We start from the raw sequence: 17,622 nt of genomic DNA on the forward strand, positions 1-17,622 counted from the left end.
TCGTGGCGCGCCGGACGCCCTCGTGTCCCCCGAATCGGACCAGATTCCATGAACCCGAGCAGCCTCCCTTGACTTCAAGCGAACTTGAGGTTTCACGATGGTCTCGTGACGGTCGCAGAGCGACCTCCTCGACCACCGACGACCTGAAGGACTGCTTTCGATGAACACAGCACTCATCACCGGCGGCAGCGCCGGCCTCGGCCGCGCCCTCGTGGCCGCCCTTGCCGACCAGGGCTGGCACGTCATCACCGACGGCCGCGACGCGCACCGGCTCGACCAGCTGCGCCGGCTGCCCGGCGCGGACCGCATCACGGCGATCGCGGGGGACGTGACCGACGCCGAGCACCGCGCCGCGCTCCGCGCCGCCGTCGACGCGGACGGCCGGCTCGACCTGCTCATCCACAACGCGAGCGCGCTGGGTCCGGTCACGGGCGAGACCCGTCGCCGACTGCTCGCGGACACCACCCCCGAGGACCTCCAGTACGTCTGGCGCCACAACGTCGGAGCCCCGCTGGTACTGACCTCACTGCTGTTGCCGACCCTGGTCGCCTCGCGCGGCGTCCTGCTGTCGATCTCGTCCGACGCGGCCGTGGAGCACTACGCCGGCTGGGGTCTCTACAGCGCGTCGAAGGCGGGGCTCGACCACGTGACGCTGACCTTCGCGGCCGAGAACGACGCGATCACGGCGTACGCCGTCGACCCGGGCGACATGCGCACCCAGATGCACCAGGACTGGTTCCCGGGCGAGGACATCTCGGACCGTCCGCTCCCGGAGACGGTCGTGCCGCACCTCCTGGCGCTGCTCGCCAGCCGACCACCCTCCGGCCGCTACCGCGCTGCCGACTTCCCGGCCCTTCGCGCCCCTGCGGGCTCCCACTCCGGGGCGGCGGTCTGAATGCCGCTCCTCGACGAACGCCCCGCGACCAGCTTCACCGCGCCCCGGAGCGTGTTCGCGCCGGCCCCGGCAGAGCGCCGGGGGGTCGCCCGCGACCGGGTCCGGCTGCTGGTCGCCGACGGCGAACGCGGCTTGACGCACACCCGCTTCACCCATCTCGCCGAGCACCTCCGGCCCGGCGACGTGGTCGTCGTGAACGACTCGGCGACCCTGGCCGCGCAGCTCGACGCCCAGCTGGTCGGGTCGGCGGACCGGCGCCGCCCGGTGGTCGTCCACCTGGCCGCTCCGCTCCCCGACGGCTCCTGGGTCGTGGAGGTACGGCGTGCGCCGGACGCCGACCGATCGGTGCTCGACGCCGAACCCGACGACGTGCTCGAGATCGCGGCCGGGATCGTGCGGCTGCGGCTGCGCGCGCCGTACCCGGAGCGCGGTTCCTCCCCGACCGCGGTCGGCAACCGCCTGTGGCAGGCGGACGCGGACGGCGACCTGGCCTCGGCCGCCCGCAGGTACGGCCGGCCGATCTCCTACGGCTACCTCGCCGACCGCTACCCGCTCAGCGACTACCAGACCGTCTTCGGGCACCGCCCCGGCAGCGCCGAGATGCCGTCGGCCGGGCGACCGTTCACGGCCGAGCTGGTGACCCGCCTGGTCGCCGGCGGTGTGATGGTCGCTCCGGTCACGCTGCACACCGGCGTGTCCTCGCAGGAGGCCGGCGAGGCGCCGCAGCCGGAGCGGTTCGAGGTCACCGCCGCCACCGCGGCGGTCGTGAACGCCGCCCGGAGCGGCGGCGGGCGGGTCATCGCGGTCGGCACCACGGCGACCCGGGCTCTCGAGTCCGCCGTCGAGGTCGCGGACGGTGGCGCCCGACTGGTGGCCGCGCGCGGCTGGACCTCGCGGGTCGTCAGCCCCGCGGACCCGCCCCGGGTCGTCGACGGGCTGGTCACCGGCTGGCACGACCCCGAGGCGTCCCACCTGTTGCTGGTCGAGGCGGTCGCCGGGCCCGAGCTGACCCAGCAGGCCTACGCCGCTGCCGTCGACGCGCGGTACCTCTGGCACGAGTTCGGCGACTCCGCGTTGCTCCTGCCCGCCGGCCGCTGAGGCGCGCGTACGGCGAGGCACGGGTCCGGCGTCGACTCAGGGTCGTCCTCAGGGGTTATCCGGATGCGGCTTCACCTACGATCAGGCAGCGTGTCCCCCATGACGAGCGACTCCCCCCACACCACGGTCGCCGCGCGGGCCGTCGACCTCACCAAGGTCTACGGCTCCGGCCAGTCCGAGGTCCGCGCCCTCGACGGCGTCACCATCGATCTCGAAGCGGGCAAGTTCACCGCGATCATGGGTCCGTCCGGCTCCGGCAAGTCGACCCTGATGCACTGCCTCGCTGCGCTCGACACCCCGACCTCGGGGTCGATCGAGGTCGCCGGCACGTCCCTCTCGGGCCTGAGCGACAAGGCGCTGACAGCGCTGCGGCGGGAGCGGATCGGCTTCGTCTTCCAGGCGTTCAACCTGATCCCGACGCTCACCGCGCGGGAGAACATCCTGCTCCCGCTCGACCTGGCCGGCACCAAGCCCGACCAGGCCTGGTTCGACACCGTCGTCGACGCGGTCGGGCTGCACGACCGGCTCGGTCACCGACCGAGCGAGATGTCGGGCGGCCAGCAGCAGCGGGTCGCGTGCGCCCGGGCGCTCGCGAGCAAACCCACGATCGTCTTCGCCGACGAGCCCACCGGCAACCTCGACAGCGCGTCGGGCGCGGAGGTCCTCTCCTTCCTGCGCCGCAGCGTCGACGAGTTCGGCCAGACCGTCGTGATGGTGACCCACGACGCCCTCGCCGCGTCGCACTGCGACCGGGTCGTGTTCCTCGCCGACGGCAAGGTCGTCGACGAGATCCAGGACCCCGACCGCGAGCAGGTCCTCGAGCACATGACCGCGCTCCAGACCCTCGTCGCGGCCGCGGTCGAGACCGCCTGACGATGTTCAAGCTCACCCTGCGCAACCTCTTCGCGCGCAAGCTCCGGCTCGTCATGAGCGGGCTCGCCATCGTGCTCGGCGTCGCGTTCCTCTCCGGCGTCCTCGTCTTCAACCACGGGCTGTCCGCCACCTTCGACGGCATCATCAACGGATCCACGCCCGACGGCGTGGTCCGGGCCGAGTCGTCGGAGGAGTTCGACGGTGGCTTCTCCGGCACGCCCACCGCGGTGCTGACCCCCGAGGTCGTCGACGACCTCGCCGCGCTGCCCGAGGTCGACCGCGCGGACGGCGACGTCGCGGGCTTCGGCATGAACCTGCTCGCGTCCGACGGCACCGTGGTCGGTGGCACCGGCGCCCCGACGCTCGCCTTCAACTACCACGACGGCCCCAACATGGAGGGCGGCTCGGTCCTCGAGCTCGAGAGCGGCCGCTGGCCGGAGGGCACCGACGAGATCGCGCTCGACAGCGCCGCGGTCGAGGCGGGCGACTACGAGCTCGGCGACGACGTGCAGCTGCTGGCGCCGTACGGCGAGCTGAACCGCACCGCGGAGCTGGTCGGCACCGCGGAGTTCAACGGCGGCGGTACGGCGGGCGCCACCCTGCTGATCTTCTCCACCGAGGGCGCGCAGGAGATCTTCCTCGGCGGGCAGGACGCCTTCAACCGGATCAGCCTGACCGCTGCCGACGGGGTGTCCCAGAAGCAGCTGGCCGACGCGGCGCAGGAGGTCCTCCCCGACGGGTTCGAGGCGGTGACCGGCGACAAGGTCGCCAAGGAGTCCCAGGCAGCGATCGGCGAGTTCCTCGGCATCATCACGATCTTCCTGCTGATCTTCGCCGGCATCGCGGTGCTCGTCGGCGGCTTCATCATCCTCAACACGTTCTCGATCCTGGTCGCCCAGCGTTCCCGCGAGCTGGCGCTGCTCCGGGCGCTGGGGGCGGCCCGCGAGCAGGTCACCCGCTCGGTGCTGCTCGAGGCGCTGGTGCTCTCGGTCGTCGCGACCACGATCGGCATCGGTCTCGGCTGGCTGCTCGCCCGCGGGCTCGCGGCGGTGTTCCGCGGGATCGGGCTCGACATCGCCGGCAACGCCCTCGACCTCACCCTGCTCGCGATCGTCGCCAGCTACGTGGTCGGCATCGTGATCACCATGATCGCGGCCTACGTGCCGTCCCGCCGGGCCGGCCGGGTCGCGCCGATCGCCGCCATGCGGGCCGACGCGCCGCAGGCCCTCACCTCGCTCGGGCGCCGCACCGTCGTCGGCGGCGCGCTCCTGGCGGTCGGTGCGGTGCTGCTGGTCTCGGGCGTGGTCGGCGCACCCGGCTCCGACGCCCTGTGGGTCGGCCTCGGCGCGGTGATCTGGATCGTCACGGTCGCCGTGATCAGCCCGATCATCGGCAAGCCGGTCCTCGTCGCGTGCCGCGAGCTCTTCGCGAGGCTGTTCGGGACCACCGGCCGGTTGGCGGGCGAGAACGCGCTCCGCGACCCGCGGCGCACCGGCGCCACCGCCTCCGCGCTCATGATCGGGCTCGCTCTGGTGTCGACGATCGGCGTCCTGGCGGCCTCGCTCAACGCGTCGATCGACGACGTCGTCGACGAGGAGTTCACCGCCGACTTCCTGGTCCAGAGCACGACGTTCACGCCGTTCTCGACCACCATCGGCGACGCGATCGAGGACGTCGACGGGGTCGCCGTCGCCAGCCGGCAGCAGTTCGTCGGTGCCCGCATCGACGGCGAGACCGAGTACGTCGCCGGCAACGACGCCGCCTTCCCCGACGTCTACGACCTCGACGTCGAGGCGGGCCGGATCGAGCTGAGGGGGCCGGAGGCCTTCGTCTACGACGACTACGCCGACGAGCACGACGTGGGCCTCGGCGACCGGCTCGACCTCACCTTCCCCGGTGGCAAGAAGCTCGAGCTCGAGGTCGTCGGCATCGTGAAGTCGTCCGAGGTGACCGCGCCGATCAGCCTGCCGCTCGACCAGCTCGCGGCGGCTGGGCTGACCCGCCAGGACACCAGCATCAGCATCCTCCTCGAGCCCGGCGCCGACGCCGGCGTCGTCCACGACGCCCTGGAGGACGCCGCGGCAGACGCACCGATCGTCGGCGTCTACGACAAGGAGGAGTTCAGCGACTCGATCCGCGACCAGGTCAACCAGCTGCTCTTCATCATCTACGGCCTGCTGGCGCTCGCGATCATCATCGCCGTCTTCGGGATCGTGAACACGCTCGGCCTGAGCGTGATCGAGCGCACCCGCGAGGTCGGCCTGCTGCGCGCCATCGGGATGAGCCGGTCGCGGCTGCGCCGGATGATCACCCTCGAGTCGGTCGCGATCGCCGTGCTCGGCGCCGTGCTCGGGCTCGGCCTCGGTCTGGTCGTCGGCGTGGCGCTGCGCGAGTCGCTCAAGGGCGACCTCACCAGCCTCGGCCTCCCCATCACCCAGCTCGTCGTGTTCATGGTGATCTCCGTGGTGGTCGGAGTGCTCGCCGCGGTGCTCCCGTCGATCCGGGCGTCGCGGATGAACGTGCTCGAGGCGATCGCCACCGAGTAGCGGCCGGCCGCCGTACGATGGCCGCCGAGAGGGGGCGGCGATGGTCGATCCGATCGGCGACATCATCGGGGACTGCCGGACGTTCGCCGCCCAGCAGCGCGACCGCCTGCTTGACCGGGGCATCCTGTTCGAGGACTTCACCCACGTGAAGTTCTACCGACTCTCGCTGAGGGCGTCCGTCGAGCTCGGTGCCGGCCCGTTCGAGGACGGGTTCCACCACGTCGACGGTTGGGTGCCCCAGCGGCTCGTGACCGCGACCGGCCCGAACCCGCTGCCTCGCTCGACCGGCTGACCGGTCGGTCAGCCCTCAGGCGAGGGCGACCAGGTCGGCGTACTCGACGTTCCAGAGGTCCTCGACACCGTCCGGCAGGATCAGCACCCGGTCGGGCTCGAGCGCGTGGACGGCGCCTTCGTCGTGGGTGACCAGCACGATCGCGCCCTCGTAGGAGCGGATCGCCGCCAGCACCTCCTCGCGGGAGGCCGGGTCGAGGTTGTTGGTCGGCTCGTCGAGGAGCAGCACGTTGGCCTGCGACACCACCAGGCTGGCCAGTGCGAGGCGGGTCTTCTCGCCGCCCGAGAGGACGCCGGCCGGCTTGTGCGCGTCCTCGCCCGAGAACAGGAACGACCCCAGGACGGAGCGGGCCTCGGTGTCGGTGAGCTGCGGGGCGGCCGACTGCATGTTCTCGAGCACGGTGCGGCCGACGTCGAGCGTCTCGTGCTCCTGCGCGTAGTAGCCGAGCTTGAGTCCGTGGCCCGGCACGACCTCGCCCGTGTCGGGCTTGTCGATGCCGGCGAGGATCCGCAGCAGGGTCGTCTTGCCGGCGCCGTTGAGGCCGAGGATGACGACGCGTGAGCCCTTGTCGATCGCGAGGTCGACGTCGGTGAAGACCTCGAGCGAGCCGTAGGACTTGGAGAGCTCGGCCGCGGTGATCGGCGTCTTGCCGCACGGGGCGGGCTTGGGGAACGCGATCCGGGCCACCTTGTCGGCCTGACGCTCGCCCTCGAGGCCGGCGAGCATCCGCTCGGCCCGCTTGAGCATGGACTGGGCCGCCTGGGCCTTGGTCGCCTTGGCCCGCATCTTGTTGGCCTGGTCGGTGAGCGTCTTGGCCTTGGCCTCGGCGTTGGTCCGCTCGCGCTTGCGCCGCTTCTCGTCGGTCTCGCGCTGCTGGAGGTAGGCCTTCCAGCCGATGTTGTAGGTGTCGATCGCGGCCCGGTTGGCGTCGAGGTGCAGCACCCGGTTGACCGTGGCCTCGAGCAGGTCGGTGTCGTGGCTGATCACGACCAGCCCGCCCGGGAACGCCTTGAGGAAGTCGCGCAGCCACACGATCGAGTCGGCGTCGAGGTGGTTGGTGGGCTCGTCGAGGAGCAGGGTCTGGGCGTCGGAGAACAGGATCCGGGCCAGCTCGACGCGCCGTCGCTGCCCGCCCGAGAGCGTCTTGAGCGGCTGTCCCAGCAGCCGGTCGGTGATGCCGAGGCTGTGCGCGATCGTCGCCGCCTCCGACTCCGCCGCGTAGCCGCCGCCCGCGTGCAGCTCGGCGTCGGCCCGCTCGTAGCGCCGCATCGCCTTCTCGCGCACGGCCGGGTCGTCACTGCCCATCTCGACCTCGGAGGCCCGCAGCCGGCGTACGACGTCGTCGAGTCCGCGCGCGGAGAGGATCCGCTCCCGGGCGAGCTGGTCGGGGTCACCGGAGCGCGGGTCCTGCGGCAGGTAGCCGACCTCGCCGCTGGCCGTCACCGAGCCGCTGGCGGGCAGCGCCTCGCCGGCGAGGATCTTCGTGAGCGTCGTCTTGCCGGCGCCGTTGCGGCCGACCAGGCCGACCTTGTCACCGGCGGCGACGCGGAAGGTCACGTCTTCCATCAGCAGCCGGGCACCGGCTCTGACCTCGAGCTGGTGAACCGTGATCATGACGTGCGAAGTCTCCCACGGGGTCGCGCCCCACGCCCAAACGAGCAGCGTCCTCTAGGGTGCTGGAGTGGTCAGATTCAATCCGAAGGCTCGGCTCGACCGGTCCCGCGTGCGGGACACCGGATCTGGCGGCGGGGGCGGCATGGGCGGCGCCGGCATGCGCATCCCGATCCCCGGAGGCATGGCAGGCAAGGGTGGCGTCGGGGGGCTCATCCTGGTGGTGGTCGTCGTGGTCATCGGCCTGGTCACCGGCGCCAACCCGTTCGGCGGGAGCGACCCCTACTCACCCTCGCGCCTCAGCGACGCGGAGGACAGCGGCCGCTACGACCACTGCGAGACCGGCGAGGACGCCAACGAGGACCACGACTGCGCCCGGGTCGCGATCGAGAACTCGCTGACCGACTACTGGGACTCCGAGCTGGGCGGCAAGTTCCGCCCGATCGAGACGCTCACCACGTTCTCCGGGTCGGTCGACACGGGCTGCGGCGGGGCCGACTCCTCGGTGGGACCGTTCTACTGCCCGGCGGACGACTCCATCTATCTCGACACCACGTTCTTCGACCAGGTCCTCGAGCGCCAGCTCGGCGGTCCGGACGGCGGCTTCGTCGAGTTCTACGTCCTCGCCCACGAGTACGGCCACCACATCTCCAACCTGCTCGGCTTCATGGCGCAGGTGCGGACGCAGGAGACCGGCCCCACCTCTCCCGGCGTCCGGCTGGAGCTGCAGGCGGACTGCTACGCCGGCATGTGGGCACACCACGCGACGACCACCGAGGACGAGGCGGGCGAGGTGCTCATCGAGGACCTGTCGCAGGAGGACATCGACCTTGCGATCGAGGCGGCCGAGGCGGTCGGCGACGACCGGATCCAGCGCAAGACCCAGGGCCAGGTCAACGAGGAGTCCTGGACCCACGGTTCGGCCGGCCAGCGCAAGCACTGGTTCCTGATCGGCTACGAGCAGGGCTCCCTCGACGACTGCGACACCTTCTCCGCCTCCGACGACGAGGTCCGCGCCGAGAGCTGATCCGGCGGGCCGTCAGCGGGCGTACCACCGGATCCGCGCCACCAGCGGCCGGTGGTCGGAGTGGAAGCCGCCGAGCGAGCGGTGCGCGACGTACTGCCCGGACCCGGCGTCCTTCGCGTCGACCCGCAGCGTCCGGTCGGCGATCCAGACGTAGTCGATCCAGCGGGAGCCGCGGGTCGGCTCGACGCCGTCCAGCCCCAAGACCTCGTACGACGACGCGGCGTGCTCGTGCTGGGTGTCCCAGACCCCGCCCTCGGGCCGGGCCTCGAAGTCGTCGTGGAAGTCGAAGTTGAAGTCGCCGGCGCCGACCACGAGGTCGCCCGGCACCGAGTCCCAGACCTCGGCGAGCTCGCGCAGGTGCTCCTTCGCGTAGTCGGCGTTGACCGAGTCCTGGAACCCGTCGCCGGTCTCGATCCCCGGGTTGAGGTGGGTGTCGACGACGGTCAGGAGCCGCCCGCTGTCGCGGTGGCGCAGGGTCACGACGACGTAGCCGCGCGGCGGGAACGGCAGGTCGGTGCGCTGCTTGCCCGCCCCGCCGTGCACCTCCGTCCACGAACCGTCGACCAGCTCGAAGCGGTCGCGCCGCCACGACACCGCCAGCCAGAACGGCCCGTCCGGCTCCCAGAGCTGCCAGGTGTCCCAGCCGCGCCGCGACAGCCGGTCCCGCACGTCGGGGAAGTAGTCGGCCCTGGTCTCCTGCCACCCGATGACATCGACCCGCTCGTTGCGGGTGAGCCGCCGCGCGTCCTCCATCGCCGCCCGGCGCGGCAGGTGCCGGTAGACGTTGAACGTCGCCACGCCGAGGGTGTCGACGACGCGACCGGGGAGCCGGTCGGCCGGGGCGGGCCGCGGCAGCCCGACCGGGGCGTCGTCCTCGGGGGCGTCGTCCGGCCCGGAGCACCCGAGCAGGAGGACGCCACAGGCGACGAGGGCGGCGAGCCGGCTGGTCACAGCTGGAGCAGCGCTTCCATGTGGGGGAACTGGCGCTGCAGGGTCCGCAGGTGGGGAGCCACCGCCGGGTGGCGGTACTTCGAGGCCAGCGCGCCCTCCCCTGTCGCGGCCCGTGCGAGCGCCCACTCGGCCCGGCTGAGCGCGGTGTAGACGGCGACGATCTGGGCGCCGAGGACGACCTGGTCGCGGTCGGCGTCCGGCAGCCCGAGCAGATAGGCGTCCAGCAGCGGCTCGAAGCCCTCCCTCGCTGACAGCGAGAGGTAGCCGAGGTCGCCGCCGACCGGCCCGGTGCCGAGGGTGCCCCAGTCGATGGCGATCGCCTTGTCGTCGACCCGCCCCGGGATGTTGGCGCTGGTCGGGTCGCCGTGCTGCGGCACCTGGGGCAGCCCGTCGAGCAGGTCGAGCATCGTGCCCCGGTGGCGCCACAAGTGGTCGGCGACGTCGGCGACCGTGGTCCGCTCGAGGGTCGGCCACCCTCCGTTGCGGGTGACCCGCTCCATCCGGTCGCGCATGAGATGGCGCGCGAGGAAGCGCGGGCGGGGCAGGTCGGCTGCCGCGAACCGGCCCATGCAGAGCGCGAGGAACAGCCCACTGGACGAGGCGTCCTCGACCCAGTCGCGGACGATCGTGACGCCCTCCGGGTCCTCCTCGGCCGACGCCGCGCCGCCGCGCAGCCCCGGGGTCGCGTCGGTGAGGCCGGTGATGATCACGTCCGCCTCACGACGCCAGTAGCCGATGTGGCCGGCGTCGCTGAGGGCGCCCGGGTCACCCGGCTGCGGCGCAGCCAGCCGCTTCACGACGACCGGCCGACCGCCGAGCGCCGTACGCCAGACGCCGACGGTGGAGGTCCCGGTCCCGCCCGGGAGCGCCACCCAGTCCGGCTCGGGCTGCCACATGATCGGCAAACTAGCCGATATCACGCCGTCGGAAGGCGATCTGGCCCCCGACGGAGAGCAGCGTGGCGAGCAGCGCCACCGCGACGACCGGTGCGACCTCGAAGTCCTCCGCCGGCACCAGCGCCAGGTGCTCGAACGGGGAGAGGGCCTGCAGCCACTCCGGGAGCTGCAGCACGTCGCCGAAGATCAGCACCACGACGGCGAGCACCAGCGGCAGCCACGCCGCCACCAACGCGCGCGGCCAGAGGCCGTAGAGCAGGCGGGCGACCGCGCTGAGCACCAGCACCGGTGCGAGGTAGGGCAGCACCGGCCCCAGGTAGCGGAGCACGGCGCCGCTGTCCCCGGTCGTGGCGGCATACCCGATGCCGAGGCCGAGCCCGCCGAGGGTGAGCAGCGCCGCCGTACCGGCGACGGTCACCAGCACGTGACCGGCGAGCCAGCTCCGGCGGGACAGCCCGGTCGCGAGCAGCACCTCGCTGTGCCCCGCGTCCTCCTCGGCGCGCGGCCGCAGCGTGGACGAGATGGCGAACCCGCACGCGATCAGCGCCAGCTGGACGATCGCCACGGCGTAGAACCCCTCGACCAGGCTGTCGGTGACGCCGGCGCCGAACGCCTCGGCGAACTCGCTGTCGCCCACCAGGTCCTCGACGCTGTCGCCGATGGAGCCGTAGGACAGGCCGGTCAGGAACAGTCCGGCCGACCACCCGTAGACCGAGCCTCGCTGCAGCCGCCAGGCGAGGCCGAGGCCGGACCGCAGGCCGGAGCCGGCCTCGGCCGGGCCGGGCCGGTCGGCGAGCAGGCCGGAACCGATGTCGCGGCGCCCGAAGACGGCGAACGCCGCCGCTGCGGTCAGGCACGCGGCAGCGATCATGAGCAGCGCCGGCCACCACCGCAGGCCGGAGTAGGGGTGCATCGCCTGGTACCACCCGATCGGCGACAGCCAGCTCAGCGCCTCGTTGCCGACGTCGCCCACCGCGCGCAGACCGTACGCCACGCCGATCACCGAGCCTGCGAGGCCGTACATCGCCCGGGTGCTCTGGGTGAGCTGCGCCGCGACGAGCGCGACACCGCTGAACACCCAGCCGCACGCCGTCAGGCCGAGGCCGATACCGATCGAGTCGGCGACGGGGAGCGGCAGGCCCTTGAGGACCGCGTCCTCGGAGCGAACGGTCAGCAGGCTGAGCGTGACCAGCACGCCGAGCAGCAGGTTCGCGACCAGGGCGACGATCAGCGCGGCCGACACCGGAGCCCGACGGTCGATGGCGGCGCTGCGCACCAGCTCGTCGCGGCCCGACTCCTCCTCGGCCCGCGAGTGGCGACCGATCAGGAACATGCTCATCAGCCCGGCGACGACCGCACCGAACGCCGTGGCCTGCCACGCGACCTGACCGCCGACGGTGTCGAGGGCACGCGCCGGACCGGCCATCGCGATGAACGCGGCGTTGTCGTCCATCGCCGCGGCGGCCTGGTCGAACTCCGCCTGGGTCGCGTAGAGGCCCTCGATGCTGACGGCCTGCGACCAGTACAGGAGCACGCCGCCGAGGCACCACCACAGGATGATCCAGCGGTCCCGGCGCAGGTGGCTGCGTAGGAGGATGCCGACGCCGGTCACGGGTGCTCGGCCTCCGCGGGCACGTCGGCGACCACGTCGCCGTAGTGACGGAGGAAGAGCTCCTCCAGCGTCGGCGGTTGGGAGACCAGGGTGCGGAGACCGATCCGGTGCAACGCGCCGATCGCCTCGTCGAGGACGTCGGTCTCCACGTCGAACCGCACCCGGTTGCCCTGTACGTCGAGGTCGTGCACCCCCGCCAGCCGAGCGAGGCCGTCCGGCGGCCCGGCGAGCTCGGCGTCGATCGAGGTGCGGGTGAGGTGCCGGAGGTCGGCGAGGGTGCCGGACTCGACGATCCGGCCGGCGCGGATGATGCTCACCCGCTCGCAGAGCTTCTCCACCTCGGCGAGGATGTGGCTGGAGAGCAGCACGGTGCCGCCGCGGTCGCGGAAGGTGTCGACGTACTCGGTGAAGACGCCCTCCATGAGCGGGTCCAGACCCGAGGTCGGCTCGTCGAGCAGCAGCAGCTCCACGTCGGACGCCAGCGCCGCGACCAGCGCGACCTTCTGCCGGTTGCCCTTGGAGTAGCTGCGCCCCCGCTTGGTCGGGTCGAGCTCGAACCGCTCCAGCAGCTCCTGGCGCCGCCGGTTGTCCAGGCCGCCGCGCAGCCTGCCGAGCAGGTCGATCGCCTCGCCACCGGTGAGGTTGGGCCAGAGGCTGACGTCGCCGGGCACGTAGGCGAGCCGCCGGTGCAGCCGCGCGGCGTCACGCCACGGGTCTCCGTCGAGCATGCGCACGGTGCCGGCGTCCTTGCGGAGCAGGCCCAGCAGGACCCTGATCGTCGTGGACTTGCCGGAGCCGTTGGGCCCGAGGAACCCGTGCACCTCGCCCGGCGCCACCTCGAGGTCCAGTCCGTCGAGCGCACGGAGGGATCCGAACTTCTTGACCAGGCCCTCGACCTGGATCACGGGCGCAGCGGTCTCGGTCGTCACACCACCGACCGTACCGAGGCGAGCGCGTCGGCGATGGGAGGCTTAGGTCCATGATCATCGGGACCGACGACCCGCTGCGCGACGACGTCCTCCGGCTGCTGGAGGAGCACCTCACCGACATGCGGGCGACGTCGCCCCCGGAGAGCGTCCACGCCCTCGACCCGACCGCGCTCACCGGGCCGGGGCTGACCTTCTGGACGCTGCGGGAGGAGGGCCGGCTGCTCGGCTGCGCGGCGCTGAAGGAGCTCGATCCCCGGCACGCCGAGATCAAGTCGATGCGGACCGCTGCGGTCGCGCGCCGGCGCGGCGTCGCCAGCCGGCTGCTCGACCACGTCCTCGCCACGGCCCGCGAGCGCGGCTACGAGCGGTTGAGCCTGGAGACGGGGACCCAGGACTTCTTCGCGCCGGCCCGGGCGCTCTACGTGTCGCGGGGGTTCGAGGAGTGCGGGCCGTTCGCCTCGTACGTCCCGGATCCGCACAGCGCGTTCTTCTCAAGACCGCTTCGCTGACACCCCGGATCCAGTAGCGTCCCGCCATGCGCACCCCCCGCGTCGCCGCTGCGGCGACCCTGCTGACGCTCTCCACCGTTCTGGCCGCCTGCGGCGGCGACGACAAGGACTCCGACTCCGACGAGCAGGTCACGGAGACGGTCACGGCCAGCGAGTCGGCCAGCGAGTCGGCCTCCGAGACCACCTCCCCGACCACGGCGCCGCCGACCTCGGCGACGCCGATGGACCCGACCGGTGACATCACGCTGGAGCAGGTCAACGCGGCCCTCCTCACGCCGGCGGAGGTGAGCCCGGACTTCGTGCTCGGCAACTGGACGAACGAGGACTCTCCCCCGCCGTGCGAGCCGGCGGGGACGCCGGTCGACGTCACCGTCCCGCCGTCGGTCGAGGGCGGCGTCGAGATGGGCACCTCCGACGGCCAGATCGCGATGTCGGAGGAGATCGCGATCTACGAGACCGAGGATCTCGCCAACGAGGCGTTCTCCCTCGGCTCCGCCGGACTCGACTGCACCACGGCCACGCTGCCCGACGGCTCGACTGCGACGATCTCTGCGCCGGAGGACGTCTCCTCGCAGGTGAACGCCAACGGCATCGGCACCAGCACGGCCTGGCAGGTCACCGGCGACGGCTACGAGGTGCTGCTGGTCGCGACCCTCAGCGGCCGGATCGTCATGGCGTGCACGTTCTCCTCGGCCACCGACGCCGACACCTCCGCGCTGCCGAACCCGGTCGACATCGCCACCGCCGCCTTCGCCAAGGCCCTGGCGAACTAGCCGGCTGGCGAGCTAGGCGTTCTCGACCTCGATCGGCACCGCCTGCGCATCCCTGATCGCGGCCTCGAGGACCGCCCGCCTCGGGTCCGGTACGGCGAGCCACGGGTCGACCACGGTCAGCGGGGTCAGGCGGGCGTCGGCGAGCACCGCGTCCACGGCCGCGTGGTCACCGCCGGTCACCAACGGGCCGCCGAGCCCGGCCAGGATCCGCGCGGCGTGGTCAGCGGCGGCGCCGTACGCCTCCCGGGCCTGGTTGTCGCGCCGGCGCGCGAACCGCTGCTGCGACTGGCCGCCCGCCTTGGTCCGCCCCTGCACGTGCCGCTGACCGATCTTCGACTCCGTGATCCTCTCCCCCGCCAGCCGAGCCACGGCGAACCCTCCCTTGCGCACGAGCAGCACGCCCCAGTCCTCCGGCGGACCGGCTGCGGCGAGGAAGTCGCCGACCTCGGCCGCGCCGCCGTACGACCGGGCGAACGGGAGGTGGGCGGCGAACCAGGAGCCGTCGGCGGCCTCGCCGCGCAGGGCCCCCGCGGTCACCGCGACCGAGGTCTCGCCGTGGCGGCCGGCGAAGTTGTCCACCCAGCGCACCAGCCGCTCGCGCGGGACGAGGATCCGGGTCACGAGACCCGACGCTACCGACGAGAACGTGTTCTAGTCTCGGGGGCATGCCTCACATGCACGCCTGCCAGCTCGTCGACCTCGACTTCATCGACGCCGCGCGCTTCCGCTACGCCAACAGCGTCGACCTCGCGATCACCCCGGAGCAGCTCTTCGAGGTGCTCGAGGACGCCGACTCCTGGCCGCGTTGGGCCAAGGTGATCACGAAGGTGACCTGGACCAGCGCCCCTCCGCGCGGCGTCGGGACCACCCGCCTGGTCGACATGCGCGGGGGCCTGATCGGCGACGAGGAGTTCCTGCTCTGGGAGCCGCCGACCCGGATGGCGTTCCGGTTCAACGCGTCGTCGGAGAAGACCGTGCAGGCCTTCGCCGAGAGGTACGACGTCGAACCGACTCCTGGGGGCTGCCGACTCACCTGGACCCTCGCCCTCGACGTCGCCGGACCGTCCCGCTTCTTCATGCCGGTCAGCAAGCCGGTCATGAACCTGACGTTCCGCTGGTTCCTCAAGAAGCTGCGGCGCTACACCGACGAGCGATACGGGGTCGCCGCGGCCCGCTGAGCCGAGCACGCGCGGGACGGCTGGCCCCGAGAGGGAACCTCGCGCCCTGCTGGCGCGTGTGATCGTTGTGCGCATGGATCCCACGGACGAGGTCGCGAGCCTGTACGCCGCGGCCTGCCCGCGCCTGATCGGCTTCCTCACCGTCGTCGGTGGAAGTCGGGCGGATGCCGAGGAGGTCGCGCAGGACGCGTTCGTACGGCTCCTGCAGCGGTGGTCGACGCTGCGTGAGTACGACGACCCCGAGATGTGGCTGCGGACGGTCGCCGTGCGCCTCCTGATCTCGCGGCACCGCCGGCACACGGTGGCCCGCCTCGCCCTCCCCCGGCTCGCGAGCCGCGACACCGCGGCGCCGGACGCCGTCGACGACCGGCTCGACCTCGCATCGGCGATCGCTCGGCTGCCCCTGGACCAGCGGGTGGTCGTTGTCCTCCACCACCTCGAGGACCGCCCGGTCGACGAGATCGCCCGCGCGCTCCGGCTGCCGGCGGGCACCGTCAAGTCCAGGCTGTCGCGTGCCCGCGGCGCGCTCGCCCCCTTCCTCCTCGACACGGAGCAGCTCTCATGACCGATCCCCTGCAGCGATCCCTCTCCGGAGCGGTCGAAGCGGCCACTCCGGACTCCGCTCCTCCGTTCGGCGACGTGCTCGAGCGGCACGCCCGCCGCCGGCGGCGCACTCGCGGAGCTCTTGCCGTCGGCGCCGCCGGGGCGGCCACCGCGGCGGTCGCGGTCGCGGTCGCGGTGGGCGGGCCCGACGACGGCCGGACGGCACCGCCGATCGCCACCGACGGGACCGACAGCTCCCCGGTCGTCGAGCTCACGCCGAACTCGGCCACCGGAAGCGCGCCGCCTGCCTTGGTACTCGGCGCGCCGGGTGGGGCCGTGGACGCGCTGCAGGGCTCCTACTGCTGGGCAAACGGCTGTGGCGACATGGTGCTCCCGAAGGCCGAGGACGCTCCGGACGTCGGATCGGTCTCTCCGCTGAACGTCGCGTTCCCCCGGCCGGGCCAGTGGTCGATCAACCTGCGCGAGGGGACCGACGGCCGCAGCTGCGCCAGCTATCCCGCGCTGATCGAGCCCGACAACGAGACCCATCTTCAGCTCACCCCGAGTGGCCCGGCCGCGAATCGCTTCGCCAGCTACTTCGTCTACGCCGCTGGTGGCGACACCTCGGGCTTCTGGCGGTGGACGGTCGCCCGCGACGGCGTACCGCTGTCGTGGATGACGGTGACCCAGAACAGCCCGAGCTCGGGCGGCATGACCGACCTCACGCTGGTCATCGACGACGCGGCGGTGGACGGCGACGTGAGCGCCGAGGTGACGGTGGAGGCAGCCGACGGCGCCACCGACACGTTCGCGCTGTCCGAGGTCGACCAGCACTGCGACGGCGACGGGTTCGTCGAGCTCGCGATCCCGGAGGACACGCCCGAGCAGCGGATCGACGGACTCGGCCCAGCGCCGTACGACTACCGGGTCGACCTGACGGTCGACGGGCAGACCTACACCGGCACCGGCTCGTGGTCCGGCCAGGGCACGGAGCACGGCGGCGACGCGCGGCTCACGTTCGAGCCGGCTCTCCCTGCCCTGCGGTGATCAGACGTTGAAGCCCAGCGCCCGCAGCTGCTCGCGGCCGTCGGGGGTGATCTTGTCGGGGCCCCACGGGGGCATCCAGACCCAGTTGATCGCGACGTCGCCGACGATGCCCTCGAGCGCGGACTCGGTCTGGTCGGTGATCACGTCGGTCAGCGGACAGGCCGCCGAGGTCAGCGTCATGTCGAGGACGACGTTCGACTCTTCGTCGAGGTGGACGTCGTAGACCAGCCCGAGATCGACGACGTTGATGCCCAGCTCGGGGTCGACGACGTCCTTCATCGCCTCGGTCACGTCCTCCACGGTGGTGGTCGAGGTGCCGGTGGACCCGGCGGCCTCGTGCACCTCGGGCAGGTCGCCGTGGTCGATCTTGCTCTGCTGGATCTGGTCAGTCATCGGTGCTTCCTTTCGACTGCAACGTCGCGTCTTTCCAGGCCATCCAGGACAGGAGGGCGCACTTCACGCGCGCGGGGAACTTCGCGACACCGGCGAAGGCGATGCCGTCCTCGAGCACGTCCTCGTCGGGCTCGACCTCGCCCTTGCCCTGCATGAGGGTCAGGAACTCCTCGTGCACGGCGAGCGCCTCGTCGACAGGCTTGCCGACGACCAGGTCGTAGAGGACCGACGCCGAGGCCTGCGAGATGGAGCACCCGTGCGCGTCGTACGAGACGTCCTCGACGATGCCGCCGTCGAGGTGCACCCGCAGGGTCACCTCGTCACCGCAGGTCGGGTTGACGTGGTGGACCTCGGCCTCGAACTCGTCGCGGAGTCCCTTGCCGTGGGGGTTCTTGTAGTGGTCCAGGATGATCTCCTGGTACAGGACGTCGAGGTTCTGTGCAGTCATC

The 17,622-nt window shown here is 72.2% G+C and carries 19 protein-coding genes; 11 read left to right on the plus strand and 8 right to left on the minus strand.

Features of this window, described 5'->3' with window-relative positions; all coding sequences use genetic code 11:
• The first annotated feature begins 160 nt into the window (after nt 1-160).
• The 5 genes from H0488_RS03415 (at nt 161) to H0488_RS03435 (ending at nt 5,704) form a co-directional block, all read left to right on the plus strand.
• Nucleotides 161-895 (plus strand): SDR family NAD(P)-dependent oxidoreductase, encoded by a 735-nt coding sequence (locus H0488_RS03415; RefSeq protein ID WP_183097879.1) that lies wholly within the window; start codon nt 161-163, stop codon nt 893-895.
• Entirely contained in the window at nt 896-1,993 is a 1,098-nt protein-coding gene (locus H0488_RS03420; RefSeq protein WP_183097880.1) for an S-adenosylmethionine:tRNA ribosyltransferase-isomerase, read from the plus strand.
• Between the two features lie 99 nt (nt 1,994-2,092).
• On the plus strand, nt 2,093-2,866 hold the full coding sequence (locus H0488_RS03425) for an ABC transporter ATP-binding protein (protein WP_183097881.1): 774 nt from the start codon (nt 2,093-2,095) through the stop codon (nt 2,864-2,866).
• A 2-nt stretch (nt 2,867-2,868) separates the two neighbouring features.
• Nucleotides 2,869-5,412: an ABC transporter permease gene (locus H0488_RS03430; RefSeq protein WP_183097882.1), complete on the plus strand. Its 2,544-nt coding sequence runs from the start codon at nt 2,869-2,871 to the stop codon at nt 5,410-5,412.
• Nucleotides 5,413-5,452: 40 nt separating this feature from the next.
• Entirely contained in the window at nt 5,453-5,704 is a 252-nt protein-coding gene (locus H0488_RS03435) for a hypothetical protein (protein ID WP_183097883.1), read from the plus strand.
• Nucleotides 5,705-5,719: 15 nt separating this feature from the next.
• Here H0488_RS03435 and H0488_RS03440 read toward each other — a convergent pair whose 3' ends face one another.
• Nucleotides 5,720-7,318 carry an ABC-F family ATP-binding cassette domain-containing protein gene (locus H0488_RS03440; RefSeq protein WP_183097884.1) on the minus strand — a complete coding sequence of 533 codons (1,599 nt, stop codon included), beginning with the start codon at nt 7,316-7,318 and terminating at the stop codon, nt 5,720-5,722.
• Between the two features lie 109 nt (nt 7,319-7,427).
• Here H0488_RS03440 and ypfJ point away from each other — a divergent pair, with 109 nt between their 5' ends.
• Nucleotides 7,428-8,342: a KPN_02809 family neutral zinc metallopeptidase gene (gene ypfJ / locus H0488_RS03445; RefSeq protein WP_312856198.1), complete on the plus strand. Its 915-nt coding sequence runs from the start codon at nt 7,428-7,430 to the stop codon at nt 8,340-8,342.
• A 12-nt stretch (nt 8,343-8,354) separates the two neighbouring features.
• Here ypfJ and H0488_RS03450 read toward each other — a convergent pair whose 3' ends face one another.
• From H0488_RS03450 to H0488_RS03465, 4 genes are read right to left on the minus strand one after another with little or no spacing between them, the layout of a single operon-like run.
• The gene (locus H0488_RS03450; protein ID WP_183097885.1) at nt 8,355-9,293 is read right to left on the minus strand and encodes an exonuclease/endonuclease/phosphatase family protein; all 939 of its coding nucleotides are present in this window, start codon (nt 9,291-9,293) and stop codon (nt 8,355-8,357) included.
• Complete coding sequence (locus tag H0488_RS03455) at nt 9,290-10,189, minus strand: phosphotransferase (RefSeq protein ID WP_183097886.1); 900 nt, start codon at nt 10,187-10,189, stop codon at nt 9,290-9,292. Before H0488_RS03455 ends, H0488_RS03450 begins: the two co-directional genes overlap by 4 nt.
• 10 nt (nt 10,190-10,199) lie before the next feature.
• Complete coding sequence (locus H0488_RS03460) at nt 10,200-11,801, minus strand: ABC transporter permease (protein ID WP_183097887.1); 1,602 nt, start codon at nt 11,799-11,801, stop codon at nt 10,200-10,202.
• The gene (locus tag H0488_RS03465; protein ID WP_183097888.1) at nt 11,798-12,730 is read right to left on the minus strand and encodes an ABC transporter ATP-binding protein; all 933 of its coding nucleotides are present in this window, start codon (nt 12,728-12,730) and stop codon (nt 11,798-11,800) included. Before H0488_RS03465 ends, H0488_RS03460 begins: the two co-directional genes overlap by 4 nt.
• Before the next feature lie 50 nt (nt 12,731-12,780).
• Here H0488_RS03465 and H0488_RS03470 point away from each other — a divergent pair, with 50 nt between their 5' ends.
• Together H0488_RS03470 and H0488_RS03475 are read left to right on the plus strand one after the other, a co-directional pair.
• Nucleotides 12,781-13,239: a GNAT family N-acetyltransferase gene (locus tag H0488_RS03470; RefSeq protein WP_183097889.1), complete on the plus strand. Its 459-nt coding sequence runs from the start codon at nt 12,781-12,783 to the stop codon at nt 13,237-13,239.
• Between the two features lie 26 nt (nt 13,240-13,265).
• Nucleotides 13,266-14,012 carry a hypothetical protein gene (locus tag H0488_RS03475; RefSeq protein WP_183097890.1) on the plus strand — a complete coding sequence of 249 codons (747 nt, stop codon included), beginning with the start codon at nt 13,266-13,268 and terminating at the stop codon, nt 14,010-14,012.
• A gap of 12 nt (nt 14,013-14,024) precedes the next feature.
• Here H0488_RS03475 and H0488_RS03480 read toward each other — a convergent pair whose 3' ends face one another.
• On the minus strand, nt 14,025-14,633 hold the full coding sequence (locus H0488_RS03480) for an acVLRF1 family peptidyl-tRNA hydrolase (RefSeq protein WP_183097891.1): 609 nt from the start codon (nt 14,631-14,633) through the stop codon (nt 14,025-14,027).
• 44 nt (nt 14,634-14,677) lie between these two features.
• Between H0488_RS03480 and H0488_RS03485 the strand changes: the two genes are divergently transcribed.
• From H0488_RS03485 to H0488_RS03495, 3 genes are all read left to right on the plus strand, one after another.
• Nucleotides 14,678-15,190: an SRPBCC family protein gene (locus tag H0488_RS03485; protein ID WP_220794149.1), complete on the plus strand. Its 513-nt coding sequence runs from the start codon at nt 14,678-14,680 to the stop codon at nt 15,188-15,190.
• A gap of 73 nt (nt 15,191-15,263) precedes the next feature.
• The gene (locus H0488_RS03490; protein WP_183097892.1) at nt 15,264-15,755 is read left to right on the plus strand and encodes an RNA polymerase sigma factor; all 492 of its coding nucleotides are present in this window, start codon (nt 15,264-15,266) and stop codon (nt 15,753-15,755) included.
• The gene (locus H0488_RS03495; protein WP_183097893.1) at nt 15,752-16,780 is read left to right on the plus strand and encodes a hypothetical protein; all 1,029 of its coding nucleotides are present in this window, start codon (nt 15,752-15,754) and stop codon (nt 16,778-16,780) included. The genes H0488_RS03490 and H0488_RS03495 overlap by 4 nt, the downstream gene beginning before the upstream one ends.
• On the opposite strand, the gene H0488_RS03500 is transcribed toward H0488_RS03495, so the two are convergent.
• Both H0488_RS03500 and sufU read right to left on the minus strand, forming a co-directional pair.
• Nucleotides 16,781-17,173 carry a metal-sulfur cluster assembly factor gene (locus H0488_RS03500; protein ID WP_183097894.1) on the minus strand — a complete coding sequence of 131 codons (393 nt, stop codon included), beginning with the start codon at nt 17,171-17,173 and terminating at the stop codon, nt 16,781-16,783.
• Nucleotides 17,166-17,621, minus strand: a complete 456-nt coding sequence (gene sufU / locus H0488_RS03505) for a Fe-S cluster assembly sulfur transfer protein SufU (protein ID WP_183097916.1) — start codon at nt 17,619-17,621, stop codon at nt 17,166-17,168. Before sufU ends, H0488_RS03500 begins: the two co-directional genes overlap by 8 nt.
• Nucleotide 17,622: the final 1 nt, after the last annotated feature.

Origin of the sequence: Nocardioides pelophilus, from assembly GCF_014180685.1 — a bacterium.
Taxonomy (GTDB): Bacteria; Actinomycetota; Actinomycetes; order Propionibacteriales; family Nocardioidaceae; genus Nocardioides; species Nocardioides pelophilus.

Coding starts and splice junctions, on each gene's coding strand:
- H0488_RS03415 (WP_183097879.1), top strand. CDS start 161: ATGAACACAGCACTCATCACCGGCGGCAGCGCCGGCCTCGGCCGCGCC.
- H0488_RS03420 (WP_183097880.1), top strand. CDS start 896: ATGCCGCTCCTCGACGAACGCCCCGCGACCAGCTTCACCGCGCCCCGG.
- H0488_RS03425 (WP_183097881.1), top strand. CDS start 2,093: ATGACGAGCGACTCCCCCCACACCACGGTCGCCGCGCGGGCCGTCGAC.
- H0488_RS03430 (WP_183097882.1), top strand. CDS start 2,869: ATGTTCAAGCTCACCCTGCGCAACCTCTTCGCGCGCAAGCTCCGGCTC.
- H0488_RS03435 (WP_183097883.1), top strand. CDS start 5,453: ATGGTCGATCCGATCGGCGACATCATCGGGGACTGCCGGACGTTCGCC.
- H0488_RS03440 (WP_183097884.1), bottom strand. CDS start 7,318: ATGATCACGGTTCACCAGCTCGAGGTCAGAGCCGGTGCCCGGCTGCTG.
- H0488_RS03455 (WP_183097886.1), bottom strand. CDS start 10,189: ATGTGGCAGCCCGAGCCGGACTGGGTGGCGCTCCCGGGCGGGACCGGG.
- H0488_RS03470 (WP_183097889.1), top strand. CDS start 12,781: ATGATCATCGGGACCGACGACCCGCTGCGCGACGACGTCCTCCGGCTG.
- H0488_RS03475 (WP_183097890.1), top strand. CDS start 13,266: ATGCGCACCCCCCGCGTCGCCGCTGCGGCGACCCTGCTGACGCTCTCC.
- H0488_RS03485 (WP_220794149.1), top strand. CDS start 14,678: ATGCCTCACATGCACGCCTGCCAGCTCGTCGACCTCGACTTCATCGAC.
- H0488_RS03490 (WP_183097892.1), top strand. CDS start 15,264: ATGGATCCCACGGACGAGGTCGCGAGCCTGTACGCCGCGGCCTGCCCG.
- H0488_RS03495 (WP_183097893.1), top strand. CDS start 15,752: ATGACCGATCCCCTGCAGCGATCCCTCTCCGGAGCGGTCGAAGCGGCC.
- H0488_RS03500 (WP_183097894.1), bottom strand. CDS start 17,173: ATGACTGACCAGATCCAGCAGAGCAAGATCGACCACGGCGACCTGCCC.
- sufU (WP_183097916.1), bottom strand. CDS start 17,621: ATGACTGCACAGAACCTCGACGTCCTGTACCAGGAGATCATCCTGGAC.